This window comes from Sodalis sp. RH20, from assembly GCF_047324205.1.
Classification (GTDB): Bacteria; Pseudomonadota; Gammaproteobacteria; order Enterobacterales; family Enterobacteriaceae; genus Acerihabitans.
The window spans coordinates 5745235-5758760 of record NZ_CP178733.1; the positions used below are offsets into that span (position 1 = coordinate 5745235).

Here is a 13526-nt window from a genome sequence, read left to right on the forward strand (position 1 = left end):
TCTTATGGGATGGCGGATGAGGCAGGTAAGCAGGCCAGGTACAGGAAGACTTTATCCATGCATTTTCCTTCGCTGGAGCCCGGGTTATGGGCGTATAACGCGATGACTTTAAGGCGGTGGAGAAATAAGATATGTCATAATTTAACTGAATAATATAAATTTATTGTTTATCATATGGTTAATATCAAATTTGCTTTTGCTTATTGGCAATATTTTTGCTTGAACCCGGCGTAAAAAAATGCAATTATTGCGCAAATTTCTCTTATCACTGCTGCAAGGTCTTTGGGAGCCGCCGGTATGATACATTCCATGCTGCTGCGTTATAGCGTCGGGCATCAATGCCTGGTGTTATCCGATATTTGCCCAAACGATCTTCGCCTCCGAAGTACACCCCTGCTCACCATGCGGTGAGGGTATATCCCGGCTTCCTGTTAAGCAGTCGTAAAAACAGAGATTGGCTCTGCTTTTACTGATGCTTATCGGCCGCTGTTAATACCAGTATTTCCGATAACGCGCTGTTTTTACAACCGAAAATAGCGAAGACATCTTATGCGGGAAGATACGTTGTTCTCCCATCGCGTGCTCTCAGGCACATACACTCATCCTTAACCTTTGGGATTGGTGACATGAAATTATTAAAAATAGCGGCCAGTGCGGCCTTTGCCGATCGTTTGTCTACCGCGCGGGACATCGTGCCGCTGGATAGCACCGATTTTACCGATGTCGCGGCCCTGGTCGTTTCCGTGGCGGACGCGCGCGCGGGCGTGCTCAGCATTTTGCGCAATACCGGGCTGTCGATTCCGGCTTTTATCGCCGTGGAGAGCGGGGAGCACGCCGCTGATGTCGCCTTGCCGCCGCAGACCGGCCTGCTTATCCTGAGCGGCGCGGAAGACCACGGGCCGATACTGGAAGCCGCCGCCGCGCGCTACCAGCAGGGCGTGCTGCCGCCGTTTTTTGATACCCTGACGCAATATGTCGCCATGGGCAACAGCACCTTTGCGTGCCCGGGCCACCAGGGCGGCCAGTTTTTCCGCAAACATCCCGCCGGGCGCCAATTTTACGAATTTTTCGGCGAGAATATGTTTCGCGCCGATATGTGCAATGCCGATGTTAAATTGGGCGATCTGCTGATCCATGAAGGCTCGGCGAAGGAAGCGCAAAAATTTGCCGCCAAAGTGTTTAACGCGGATAAAACCTATTTTGTGCTGAACGGCACCTCGTCGGCCAATAAGGTCGTCACCAACGCGTTGCTGACCCGCGGCGATCTGGTGCTGTTTGATCGTAATAACCATAAATCGGTTCATCACGGCGCCCTGATACAGGCGGGGGCGACGCCGGTCTATCTGGAAACCGCGCGCAACCCGTTCGGACTGATCGGCGGTATCGACGCCCATTGCTTTGACGAGCGTTACCTGCGCCGCCAGGTGGAGGAAATCGCTCCCTGGCGCGCCGCGCAGCAGCGTCCGTTCCGCCTGGCGGTCATCCAGCTTGGCACCTATGACGGCACCATCTACAACGCCCGCCAGGTGGTGGATAAAATCGGCCATCTGTGCGATTACATTCTGTTTGATTCCGCCTGGGTTGGCTACGAGCAGTTTATCCCGATGATGGAGCAGTGTTCGCCGCTGCTGCTTGATCTCAATGAACATGACCCGGGGATCTTTGTTACCCAGTCGGTGCATAAACAGCAGGCCGGCTTTTCGCAAACGTCGCAAATCCATAAAAAAGACGCGCATATCAAAGGGCAGAAGCGCTTTTGCAACCATAAGCGTTTCAACAACGCGTTTATGCTTCATGCGTCCACCAGTCCGTTTTACCCGCTGTTCGCCGCGCTGGAAATCAATGCCAAAATGCACGAAGGGGCCGCCGGCAGGCGCCTGTGGCTGGACTGCGTTAAGCTTGGCATCGATACCCGCAAGGACATGCTGGCGCAGTGCCGCCTTATCAAGCCGTTTATCCCCGATCGCGTCGGCGGCAGGCGCTGGCAGGATCACGACACCGACGCCATGGCCCATGACGTGCGGTTCTTTAATTTTGTGCCGGGAGAGTCCTGGCATGCCTTTAGCGGTTACACCCAAAACCAGTACTTTGTCGATCCCTGCAAACTGCTGTTGACCACGCCCGGCATCGACCGGGTGAGCGGGAATTATTCGGCGTTTGGGATACCGGCCACCATCCTTGCCACCTATCTGCGCGAAAATAATATCGTGCCGGAAAAATGCGATCTCAATTCGATCCTGTTCCTGCTGACGCCGGCGGAAGACGCGCCGAAAATGCGCCGGCTGACGGCGGCCTTGGTGCAATTCGAGCGCTATATCGAACAGGATGCGCCGCTGAGCGACGTATTGCCCAGCATCTGCGAAAAATATCCCGACCGCTACCAGGGATATACCCTGCGCCGCCTGTGCCAGGAAATGCACGATTTGTATGTCAGCTTCGATGTGAAGCAGCTGCAGCGGGAAATGTTCCGCCATGACTACCTGCCCCAGGTGGCGATGAATCCCCAGGAAGCCAACATGGCCTTTGTGCGCGGCGATGTGGAACTGGTGCCGGTGAGCAAGGCGGAAGGACGTATTGCCGCCGAAGGGGCGCTGCCGTATCCGCCGGGCGTGCTGTGCGTGGTGCCCGGCGAAGTGTGGGGCGGCGCGGCGCAGCGCTATTTCCTGGCGCTGGAGGAGGGGTTAAACCTGCTGCCGGGCTTTTCGCCGGAACTGCAGGGGGTTTACGCGGTGCGGGGAGAGGATGGCCTACAGCGCCTGTACGGCCACGTTATCGGCAACTAGCCCCCCGGCGGCCGCGTTATCGGGCCGCGGAGGGGTTTATCACTTAGCGGTAGTGTTTCTGTAAACTGCTCACCTTATACAAATACCGCCGCGACTCCGCGGACGGGTGCTGGGTGGACAGTTTCTGGTAAACTTCATCCGGATCCAGGTTGTTGATGACCGAGAATGCGCGGTTCTTGTCGCTGGAGAAAACCCGCAGCACGCTGCCCGCGCCGCCGTTATAGGCGGTAATCACCGCATAGCGCCGGGAGGTGGGATTGACAATCCCCGCCAGGTAGCTGGACTGCAGCAGCGCCAGATAGGCGGTGCCGGTATCAATGTTGTTTTCCGGATCGAACAGGTAGCTACGGCTTGGCTGGCCCCATTTGCCCTTCATTTTGAATACGTCGCGTCCGGCGCTGTGCTGGACGACCTGCATCAGGCCCAGCGCATCCGAATGACTGACCGCGTAGGGGTTAAAACTGGATTCGGTTTGCATAATCGCCAGGATCAACGACTGATCCACGCCATATTTCTGTGAGGCGTTACGCACCATCGGCAGATATTTATGGGCGCGTTTATCCAGGTGGTTAGCCACCAGTTGGATAGTCACCGACCAGATTTGATGCAGGCCGGACGTGCGCTGCTGCAGCCGGGTTTGCAGCAGGTAATCGGCAAAGTGGGCGGCGCGCCATTCCCAGCGGATGGGATCGCCGTTGTTATCCACCACCTGGCCGTACAGGAAGGGCTGCTTACTGATCTGGATATCATTGACGTCGGAATAGAGATCGATGGAACCGGGGTTGTCGCCCATCAGCAACGTGCTGATAATCGCCTGGCGCAAATGCGACGCCGGATCGCCGGCAATGGTCTCGATGGTAATGGTCCCGGCGTCAAAATTAATATGGCTGCGGGTCTGGTATTGATCGGTGTATTTAACGTAATCCTTCGGTCCGGCAATCAGGACCTCGTTGATGCCCCAAATATTCTCAATATTATTGGCGAACTGCCCCATAAGAATATCAAAACCATTGGTATCTTTAACATAGGCCTCGTTGTCTTCGGTTTTATGACTGGAACACGAGAACAACAGGGGCGCAATCACCAGCAATGCTACAATTTTCTTCATCTTACGGGCCGTGTCAGGACAAGAAAGGCATAATGGGCCTGCGAGCGCTCATCTATCATTATGGTTTAGGCGGCGTGTACCCTTCGACATGCACATCCTGGCCTTCAAACAGAAACTTAATCATCTCCTGTTCCAGTATTTTACGGTCGGCGACGTTCATCATGCTGAGTTTTTTTTCGTTAATCAGCATGGTCTGCCGGGTCTGCCACTGCGCCCAGGCTTCCTTGGAGATATTGTCAAAGATGCGTTTGCCCAGCTCGCCCGGATAAAACTGGAAATCCTGGCCTTCGGCCTCTCGCTTGAGAAAAGTACAGTAGATGGTTCTGCTCATTATTGTTCCTCTTTGTTGGCGGGATGGCCCAAGACCGGTGGCCGTGGCGCGCCTGCCGGCAATTTACCCGCTTGCAGCAACAGGCGCTCGACCGGCGCGGCCAGTCCCACCGATGGCGGTTGCGCTAAGTTATACCAGAGTCCGGCGCCTTCATCCATGCAGCGCTGCGCGCCGTCCGTATTTAACAGCACCGGGACGATATCCAGGTGGAAATGGCTGAAGGTATGGCGAAACGCCGTCAACTGCTCGCCCTGATCGATATCCAGGCCGCGGCTTTGCAGCCAGGCCGCCAGTTCCCCGCGTTGCGTAAACTGCGGGAAGCAGAATAATCCGCCCCACAGGCCGGCGCCCGGGCGCTGTTCCAGCCAAATCCGCTGGCCGGACTTTAGCATCAGGAACCAGGCGGTTTTTTGCGGCAACGCCTGGCGCGGCTTCTTGCCCGGATAGAGCGCCCAGCTGTGGGCGGCATAGGCCTCGCAGCCGGTATTAAGGGGGCACAGCTCGCATTTCGGCCGCGTGCGCGTGCACACCAGCGCGCCCAGGTCCATCATGGCCTGATTGAACTGCCCGACGCCCTCGGCGGGGGTCACTTCCGCGCTCAGGCTCCACAGCCGCTGCTCGACCTCTTTTTTGCCGGGCCAGCCGCCGACGGCAAAATAACGCGCCAGAACACGTTTCACATTGCCATCAAGAATAGGATAATGCTGGCCAAGCGCCAGTGATAATATCGCGCCGGCGGTAGAACGGCCGATACCGGGCAGGGCGGTGATGTCTGCAAAAGCGGTGGGGAAGACGCCGCCGTGCCGGTCGGCAATCAGCTGGGCCGCTTTGTGCAGATTACGCCCGCGGGCGTAATAGCCCAGCCCGGTCCACAGATGCAACACTTCATCCTGCGGCGCCGCCGCCAGCGACCCGACCGTCGGAAATTTAGCCATGAAGCGCTGGAAATAAGGGATAACCGTGGCGACCTGGGTTTGTTGCAACATGATCTCCGACAGCCAGACCTTGTACGGCGTCTTGTCCTGCTGCCAGGGAAGTGTTTTGCGCCCGAAGCGCCGGTACCATTCCAGCACTTGTTGCGCGAACAGTTGCGCTTGTCTCATCGGTGGGGTATTACTCTCCGGCAGGTCTTGGCTCGAAATATCAGGCAGCGATTCCAGCACAGAGTTGCCATACTGTAAACAGGAACTTTCCGGTACCGGCCACTTGCTAATCAACGCTATCTTTGCATAATGCGCGATTGCCAATCAATTTGCCTAAAACGAAACTACTATGAGCAATGACGTTATCTCCCATGAATTTGACGACCAGGGACGGCCGCTGCGCCGCATCCGCAGTTTTGTGCGCCGCCAGGGTCGCCTGACCAAAGGCCAGCAGCTGGCAATCGATACGCTGTTGCCGGCCATGGGCGTCGAATACCGGCCCGAGCCGATCGCGCCGGCGTCCCTGTTCGGGCGCGAGGCGCCGCTCACCCTGGAGATTGGCTTCGGCATGGGCGCGTCGCTGGTGGAGATGGCGGCGGCGCATCCGGAACAGGATTTTTTGGGTATCGAGGTGCATCTGCCCGGCGTCGGCGCCTGCCTGCTGAGCGCGCGCGAAGCGGGCATCAGCAACCTGCGGGTGATGTGTCACGACGCCATTGAAGTCCTGGAGCATATGATCCCGGACGAGAGCCTGGCCCTGGTGCAACTCTACTTTCCCGATCCCTGGCATAAGGCCCGTCATAATAAACGGCGCATCGTGCAGACGCCGTTTGCCGAGCTGGTGCGGCGCAAGCTGCGGGCCGGCGGCGTGTTCCATATGGCCACCGACTGGCAGCCCTACGCCGAGCATATGCTGGCGGTGATGAGCGACGTGGCGCATTTCCATAATCTTTCCGAACAAGGGGACTACGTCCCACGTCCCGAATTCCGGCCGTTAACCAAGTTCGAGCAGCGGGGCCAGCGATTAGGCCACGGGGTTTGGGATTTAATGTTCGAAAAAAGTGTCTGATGTTTGACCTTTATTTTCAGGAGAACGTATGTTGCGCAAAGCAGTTCTGGGTATCTTGATGTTAACCGCCTGGCAGGCGCAGGCGGATTATCAGTGCCAGGTAAAACCGCAGGACGATATCTTTATCACCGCGCAGACCGTGCAGGTGGTGGGCGCCAGCGGCAACGTGACCATCAGCCGCAACGGCGACGTGGTGCGTAACGGCCAGCAGGTGGCGCTGGATGCGCGGGCGCGCCAGCAGGCGGTGGATTACCAGGCGGAGATACGTCAACAGCTGCCCTGGATTGACAACGGCGCCCAGGCTCATCTGGAGAAAGGCCGCGTGGCGCTGGACAGGGTTATCGTGCAGCAGTTGGGCAGCGACAGCAACGTGCGTAACCGGCTGACCACGCTTGATAAACAGCTGAAGCAGCAGATGAACCGCATTCTGGAGCATCGCAGCGAAGGACTGGCCTTCCATCATCAGGCCATTGATCAGGTGCAGCAGGACGGCCAGCGCATCGTGCAGCAAAGCATGGGCGGCGTGGTGCAGGACAGCCTCAACGAGATGGGCGTTAAGCAGACGATGAACGCCGCCACCGGCAACAGCCCGCTGCAGTCGGTGATGGGCAATCTGGGCGGCTTGCAAAAAGCCATTCAGGCGGAGTGGAGCAACCAGGAGCAGGAATTCAAGCAATTCGGCGATCAGGTCTGCCAGCGGGTGACCCATCTGGAGCGCCAGCGCAGCGACCTGCTGAAATCCCTGCCGGAATAACGCGCCCGGCGGACGGTTGCAATCGCGGCCTGCCTGCCAACGCCGGCGTATAGGCTGCACACCGTGCGCCCGGCGACACCGTGCCGCAGGGACGCTCTTCCTGCGGCCGGAGGCGCCTGAATTATCGGCGCGGGGCGGCCCCCGTCATTCCATAAACAGCTCGAGCAGCGGGTTCAGGAACAGCTTGCCTTTTTCCGTCACCTGCCACGCTGACGGGCTTTCGGTAATATAGCCCCCGGCCAGCGCGTGATCCAGCGCTTCGCGCGCCGTGCTTTCATCCAGCCCGGTAAAGGCGGCGTACTCTGCGCGCGGCGTCGGCTCCAGCAGGCGAAAACGGTTCATGAAAAATTCAAACGGCAAATCCGCCGGCACCACCGCATAGCGCTTGTCCAGATATTTACCCTGCATATAGCCGCGCGGATGACGCACTTTCACCGTACGCAGCACGCGGCCGTCGGCCTGGGTTAATTTGCCGTGGGCGCCGCAGCCGATCCCCAGGTAATCGCCAAAACGCCAGTAGTTGAGGTTGTGGTGGCACTGGAAACCGGGTTTGGCATAGGCCGAGGTTTCATATTGCCGGTAGCCCGCGGCAAACAGCAGCGCATTTCCCTGCTGGTAGATATCCCAGAGCGCGTCGTCGTCGGGCAACACCGGCGGACGCGAGCCGAACAGCGTATTCGGCTCGATGGTCAACTGATACCAGGACAAGTGGGGCGGTTCGAGTTCCATAGCCTGGCGCAGGTCGTCCAGCGCCTGCGCCAGCGTTTGATCGGGCAGGCCGTGCATCAGGTCCAGGTTAAAGCTGCGCAGCCCCAGGCCGGCGGCCAGCCGCGCCGCGCGCCGGGCTTCCTGCGCATCGTGGATGCGCCCGAGGCGCACCAGTTTTTCCGGTTGGAAACTTTGCACGCCGATGGAGATACGGTTAATCCCCGCCTGCTGGTAGCCGTGAAAGCGGTCGGCCTCCACGGTGCCGGGATTGGCTTCCATGGTGATTTCCGCCGCGCGGCTCACCGGCAGCCGCGCGCGCACGCCGTCGAGCAACAGCTGCATAGCCCGCGCGCTCAGCAGGCTGGGCGTGCCGCCGCCGATAAAAATGGTGCCGATTTCCCGGCCGCCGGTATAGGCGGCGTCCTGATCCAGATCCGCCAGCAGGTGGCCGACGTACTCTTCATGCGGCACGTCGCCTTTCAACGCATGGGAATTGAAATCGCAATAGGGGCATTTCTGTACGCACCACGGAATATGGATGTACAGGCTCAGCGGCGGCAAACTAAGCATCACGCAGGGCGCCCAGCAACTGCGCCAGCGCCTGGCCGCGATGGGACACGCGCTGTTTTTCCCCGCGGGTCATCTCGGCGGCGGTGCGCTTTTCATCCGGCAGGTAAAATACCGGGTCATAGCCGAAACCGCCGGTGCCCGACGGCGCGCGGCTGATGACGCCGCGCCAGATGCCGTGGCACACCAGGGGCGTGGGATCAAGCGCATGGCGCAGATATACCAGCACGCAGTGAAAACAGGCGCCGCGTTCGTTGTCCGGCACGTCCCTCAGGGCATCGAGCAGTTTTTCCAGGTTCTGTCGATCGGATGCCGCCGCGCCGGCGTAGCGGGCGGAGTAAATGCCCGGCGCGCCGCCGAGGCTGTCCACCGCCAGGCCCGAATCATCGGCGATGGCCGGCAGGCCGGTGGCCGCCGCCGCATGACGCGCCTTGAGGATGGCGTTTTCGATAAAGGTCAGGCCGGTCTCCTCGGCGGAGTCGACGCCCAGGGCGGTTTGCGCCGCCACGTCCAGGCCGAAATCCGCCAGTAATTCCGCCAGTTCGGCCACTTTGCCGGCGTTGCCGGTGGCCAGTACTACTTTTTGCATATCATCTGTCCACAAAAGGGGTCATTCGTGCCAGGCGGGGCAAGCCCGGCGCGGGGGATGCCGGTACACGCCTCAGGCGCCGGCGGCGTCGTCCGCCAGCAGTTGCGCGATAAGCGCGGGCAGGCGGGGCGGCTCGGTTATCCGCAGCTGTTTATGGCGGCCCAGTTCGCCTTTTTCAATCATAACCCGGCTCTTGGCCACGCCGAACTGTTTGGCGATGAAACGGGTAAGATGTTCATTGGCCTGGCCGTCCACCGGCGGCGCGGTGATCGCGACCTTGATCTCGTCGCCGTGCGGGCCGACTATCCGATCGCCGCTAGCTTTCGGCTGGATATAAAGTCGCAATACCACGTCGCCCGCGTCCAGCCAGGCGCAGATCACAGCCGGTACCAGAGCGTCGGAAACAGGTCCATGCCCATATAGTTGAATAGATACAGGATCAGGATCACCACCATGGCGGAGAAATCGATGCCGCCCATGGCGGGAATAATGCGGCGTACCGGCGCCATCAGCGGTTCGCTAAGCTGGTAGAGCACCTGATCCATCGGGCTGCGCCCCTGGCTTATCCAGCTCATCAGCGAGCGGATGATGATAACCCAGAAAATCAGCTGGCCGGCTGATTTTACCAGCGTCAACAGTCCCACCAGCAGATACAGCGGGTCGGGCGTCACGCCGCCGAGCTGGATCAGCATTTCCAGCGGAAACTTCAGCGTGGCCAGGATAAACGCCAGCAGCAGCGACGCCGTATCGATGGGGCCGATGGAGGGAATAACCCGGCGCAGGGGTTTGATGACCGGCTGGGTGATTTTAACGATAAATTGTGAAAACGGATTATAAAAGTCGCAACGGGTCCACTGCATCCAGATGCGCAGCAGCAGCACCATGATATAAAAATCAAATAGCGTCTTGACCAGAAACGTCAGCGTCAGCATAAGAGGGTGATATCCTTAATAGCGTTAAAATGCACGATTACGGCAAAAAATCAGAATAATTTTTCCATTTCTTCAGCGCGCGCCACCGCGGCCTGCATGGCCTCGGCTACGGTTTGCGCCAGCTGATGTTGTTCGAATACCTGTAATGCGGCGGCGGTGGTGCCTCCTTTGGACGTGACATTCTGCCGGAGCGTGGCAAACGGGGTCGCGCTGTTGGCATCGGCCAGGGCGGCGGCGCCGGCGGCGGCCTGTCTTACCAGCAGGCCGGCCGTTTCCTGGTCAAAGCCCATCCTTACCGCCTCTTGCTGCATGGCTTCCATCAACAGGAAAAAATAGGCCGGCGCGCTGCCCGCCGCGGCAATGACGCCGTTTATACCGCTTTCCTCGTCCACCCAGCACACCTTGCCCACCGCGCCCATCAGATCGGCGGTGAAATCGCGATCCGCCCGGCCGACCTGGTCCGGCGCATAAAGGCCGCTCATGCCCTTGCCGACCAATGCCGGCGTATTGGGCATGATGCGCACAATGGCCACCGTCTCGCCGAGCAGGGCGTAAAACCGGCTAACGTTAACACCGGCCGCGATGGAAAGCACCAGTTTGCCGGAAAAATCCATTCCCTGGCGCAGCTGCGCGCAAACCTCGGCCATCAGCTGGGGTTTCACCGCCAGCACCACCACCTCCGCCTGCCTGGCGCCCGCCAGGTTATCGGCGCTTTCATTCACCCCCAGGCGCGCGGCAAGCCGTTGGCGATTGGCCTGCGACGGCGCGCAGACGGTGATCAAACCCGCCGGGTAACCGGTGGCGACCAGGCCGGCGATAATGGCCTGGGCCATGTTGCCCGCGCCGATAAAGGTAATTTTACGCTGTTGCATGCTATTCCTCATGGTAATGGGTTATGCCATCGGTGCGCGATAGTCCCTGGCGCCGAAAATCGCGGTGCCGATACGCACCAGGGTACTGCCGGCGACGATGGCCGCGGGCATATCGTCGGTCATTCCCAGCGACAGCGTATCGGCGCCGGGATGGCTGCGGCGCAAATCCGCAAATAGCGCCGCCATTTGCTGGAAAACCGCCAACTGGCGCTGATAATCCGCCTGCGGGGCGGGAATGGCCATCAGGCCCCGCAGCCTCAGCCTGGGCAGCTCCGCCACCTGGGCGGCCAGATCCGCCATGAGATGCGGCGCAATGCCCGACTTGCTCTCTTCACCGCTGATGTTGATTTGAATCAGCACATTGAGCGGCGCCAGCGCCGGGGGGCGCTGGTTGTTCAGGCGTTGCGCCAGCTGCAGGCGATCCAGGGTATGCAGCCAGTCAAAATGCTCCGCCACCAGCCGGCTTTTATTCGACTGTAGCGGACCGATAAAGTGCCAGCTCAACGGCGGGGTAACGGCTTTTTGCCGGAAGTAGCTGATTTTCTCCAGGCCTTCCTGGACATAATTTTCGCCAAAGGCGGTTTGCCCCGCCCGGATGGCTTCTTCGATAGCCGTCACAGGTTTGGTTTTACTTACGGCGAGCAGGGTAATTTCTTGCGGATCGCGGCCGCACTGACGCGCGGTCGCCGAGATTCGTTCTGTTACCTGCTGTAGATTCTGCTCGATAGTACTCATGGTTTCAGGAGGTCATATGGATATTGATGAACTGGTGGCCCTTAGTGTAAAGCATAATGCGTCCGATCTGCACCTTTGTCCCGGCCAGGCGCCGATCGTGCGTATCGACGGCGGTTTGTGTTGTCTGGACCAGCTGCCGCCGGTACGGGAAGACTGGGTCATCGCCTGCGGCGACCGCTTGCTGGATGAACGCGGGCGCGGGCAGCTGGCGCGCGATGGGCAGGCCGACTGCGCGGCCACGCTCTCCAGCCGCCAGCGGCTGCGCTGCCACTTTTTTCGCCAGCGCACCGGGACGTCGGCCACCTTTCGCCTGATACCGACGCAAAGCCCGTCGCTGGCGGAGCTGGGCATCCCACCCGTGGTCAAGGGGCTGCTAAAGCAGCCGCAGGGGCTGCTGCTGGTCACCGGCGCCACCGGCAGCGGCAAATCAAGCTCCCTGGCGGCCATGGTGGACTATGTTAACCTGCAGCGTCAGGTCCATATTATTACCCTGGAAGATCCCATCGAGTATATCCATGCCGCCGGGCGCAGCCTGATCCAACAGCGGGAGATCGGCGGCCATTGCCAGGATTTCAATGCCGGGCTGCGGGCCGCCATGCGCGCAGACCCGGATGTGATCCTGCTGGGGGAACTGCGCGACGAGGCGGATATCCGGCTGGCCCTGCGCGCCGCCGAAACCGGTCATCTGGTCCTGGCGACGCTGCATGCCCGCCACGCCGCCCAGGCGGTGGACCGGCTCCTGGATGTCTTTCCCGCCAATGAGCGCGCCTTTGCCCGTGGCCTATTGGCCGCCGGCCTGCTTGGCATCATGGCGCAAAAGCTGGTTCCCCGGGAGCAGGGCGGGCGCATGGGGCTGTTCGAGCTGATGATTGCCACGCCCGCCGTGCGCAATCTTATTCGCGACGGCAAAACCCATTTGCTGCCGGGCTTGCTGCAGACCGGCAACGCACAGGGCATGCAGACGTTTGAACAAAGCTACCGGCGCATGACCTCGGGCAAATATCTCTACCAGTAAAATATGTGATGGGCTTAGGGCGGCGCGGGTATAACCATTGCAAAAGCGGGGTGGTAGTATAAAATCGCCAAAAACCAGCGCGCATGACAGGTATGGCCTGAAATAAGCGCCAAACTACGGCAAATCACGGAAAAAAAATGAGAAAAGTCACCTGGATTTTTATTTTGATCGCGCTGGCGGTGTGGTACTTCACGTCAAAGCAATAGTGGGTTTGCCGTGCTAAAAGGCTTTTTGCCGTCCTGGTTTTTCTGGAATCGCTGGCGATATTCCCGTGGCGAGACGCCAAAAGACTGATTGAACACCACGGAAAAATAATTGCTGTCGTCGAAACCACAGCGTGACGCCACCTCGCCGATGGTCTGTTGTCCATGGCGCAGCAAATCCATGGCTTTGCACAGCCTTAATTGCCGTAAATACTGATTAACGCCGATGCCGGTCTGCTGCTTGAACACCGTCTTCAGGCTACGGGCGTTAAGCTGGTGCCGGTGGCAAAAGTCGTCCAGCCTGAAAGGCTGTTCGATGCTGACCCGCAGCGCCATCAGCAGCAAGTCCAGCTGTTCGGCGTCGGAAAGCAGCGGACTGTCGGGGGCGTGGCGAAACCGCTTCAACAGCAGCGCCACCTGCAGGAATAATGCTTCGCTCAGCAGGACGGACAGCGGATCGGTTTTCATGCATTCCCGCGCCAGCGCGTCCACCTCACGGCGCAATACCGACATGCCGGGGGTGCTAAGCCGCCAGTAGCGTTGTTCCTGCGTCGCTTCCTCGCCCGGCAGCAAGGCGTTCCAATCCGTGGATAGGGTCAGCCGGCCGCGGCAATACAGTATATTATCCAGCTCCAGCTCATTGACCGACTCATAGCTATGGCGATCGCGGGCATTGACGTAAAACAGATCGCCGCAGGTAATGGCATAGGGCACATCATTGAGGATATGCAGGCCATTGCCGCGCCAAACAATCACCAACTCGTCAAAATCATGGTAATGCGTGGGGAATATCGGCTGCGGATGACGATCCGCCACCGTAATCGCATTTTTGTCCGACAGGAAATAGTCGGTGGTACTCAGCTTCAGGTTAGACACCATCAGACCCCCTCAACGCCTGGGCAAGAGAGGGATCATGGCATAACGGGTTACCTAAAAA

The 13526-nt window shown here is 59.3% G+C and carries 14 protein-coding genes; 4 read left to right on the forward strand and 10 right to left on the reverse strand.

Annotation, left to right across the window (positions count from 1 at the left end):
- Positions 1–626 precede the first annotated feature (626 nt).
- Positions 627–2783, forward strand: coding sequence for an ornithine decarboxylase (locus ACL2XM_RS26235; protein ID WP_413731959.1), 2157 nt, complete (start codon positions 627–629; stop codon positions 2781–2783).
- A 43-nt stretch (positions 2784–2826) separates the two neighbouring features.
- Here the strand turns inward: ACL2XM_RS26235 and mltC are convergent, their stop codons facing one another.
- The 3 genes from mltC to mutY are packed head-to-tail and all read right to left on the reverse strand — an operon-like array spanning position 2827 to position 5325.
- On the reverse strand, positions 2827–3891 hold the full coding sequence (gene mltC / locus ACL2XM_RS26240) for a membrane-bound lytic murein transglycosylase MltC (protein ID WP_410013554.1): 1065 nt from the start codon (positions 3889–3891) through the stop codon (positions 2827–2829).
- A gap of 58 nt (positions 3892–3949) precedes the next feature.
- A complete protein-coding gene (locus ACL2XM_RS26245) occupies positions 3950–4222 on the reverse strand; it encodes an oxidative damage protection protein (RefSeq protein WP_162366945.1) in 273 nt (90 codons plus the stop codon).
- A complete protein-coding gene (mutY, locus tag ACL2XM_RS26250) occupies positions 4222–5325 on the reverse strand; it encodes an A/G-specific adenine glycosylase (protein WP_413721432.1) in 1104 nt (367 codons plus the stop codon). The genes ACL2XM_RS26245 and mutY overlap by 1 nt, the downstream gene beginning before the upstream one ends.
- Positions 5326–5494: 169 nt before the next feature.
- On the opposite strand from mutY, the gene trmB reads away from it, so the two are divergent.
- A complete protein-coding gene (gene trmB / locus ACL2XM_RS26255) occupies positions 5495–6214 on the forward strand; it encodes a tRNA (guanosine(46)-N7)-methyltransferase TrmB (RefSeq protein ID WP_410013556.1) in 720 nt (239 codons plus the stop codon).
- A gap of 28 nt (positions 6215–6242) precedes the next feature.
- Entirely contained in the window at positions 6243–6968 is a 726-nt protein-coding gene (locus ACL2XM_RS26260) for a DUF2884 domain-containing protein (protein ID WP_413721431.1), read from the forward strand.
- 144 nt (positions 6969–7112) lie between these two features.
- On the opposite strand, the gene hemW is transcribed toward ACL2XM_RS26260, so the two are convergent.
- The 6 genes from hemW to ACL2XM_RS26290 all read right to left on the reverse strand — a co-directional run bounded on the left by hemW (position 7113) and on the right by ACL2XM_RS26290 (position 11371).
- Positions 7113–8246 carry a radical SAM family heme chaperone HemW gene (hemW, locus tag ACL2XM_RS26265; protein WP_413723494.1) on the reverse strand — a complete coding sequence of 378 codons (1134 nt, stop codon included), beginning with the start codon at positions 8244–8246 and terminating at the stop codon, positions 7113–7115.
- A complete protein-coding gene (rdgB, locus tag ACL2XM_RS26270) occupies positions 8239–8832 on the reverse strand; it encodes an RdgB/HAM1 family non-canonical purine NTP pyrophosphatase (RefSeq protein WP_413721430.1) in 594 nt (197 codons plus the stop codon). Before rdgB ends, hemW begins: the two co-directional genes overlap by 8 nt.
- Positions 8833–8904: 72 nt before the next feature.
- A complete protein-coding gene (gene yggU, locus ACL2XM_RS26275) occupies positions 8905–9213 on the reverse strand; it encodes a DUF167 family protein YggU (protein ID WP_410013559.1) in 309 nt (102 codons plus the stop codon).
- Entirely contained in the window at positions 9210–9764 is a 555-nt protein-coding gene (locus ACL2XM_RS26280; RefSeq protein WP_410013560.1) for a YggT family protein, read from the reverse strand. Before ACL2XM_RS26280 ends, yggU begins: the two co-directional genes overlap by 4 nt.
- A gap of 50 nt (positions 9765–9814) precedes the next feature.
- On the reverse strand, positions 9815–10636 hold the full coding sequence (gene proC, locus ACL2XM_RS26285) for a pyrroline-5-carboxylate reductase (RefSeq protein WP_410013561.1): 822 nt from the start codon (positions 10634–10636) through the stop codon (positions 9815–9817).
- Between the two features lie 21 nt (positions 10637–10657).
- Entirely contained in the window at positions 10658–11371 is a 714-nt protein-coding gene (locus tag ACL2XM_RS26290) for a YggS family pyridoxal phosphate-dependent enzyme (protein WP_413721429.1), read from the reverse strand.
- Positions 11372–11387: 16 nt separating this feature from the next.
- Here ACL2XM_RS26290 and ACL2XM_RS26295 point away from each other — a divergent pair, with 16 nt between their 5' ends.
- Positions 11388–12386: a type IV pilus twitching motility protein PilT gene (locus tag ACL2XM_RS26295; protein ID WP_413721428.1), complete on the forward strand. Its 999-nt coding sequence runs from the start codon at positions 11388–11390 to the stop codon at positions 12384–12386.
- Positions 12387–12580: 194 nt separating this feature from the next.
- Here the strand turns inward: ACL2XM_RS26295 and rhaR are convergent, their stop codons facing one another.
- Positions 12581–13468 (reverse strand): HTH-type transcriptional activator RhaR, encoded by an 888-nt coding sequence (gene rhaR / locus ACL2XM_RS26300; RefSeq protein WP_413731961.1) that lies wholly within the window; start codon positions 13466–13468, stop codon positions 12581–12583.
- Positions 13469–13526: the final 58 nt, after the last annotated feature.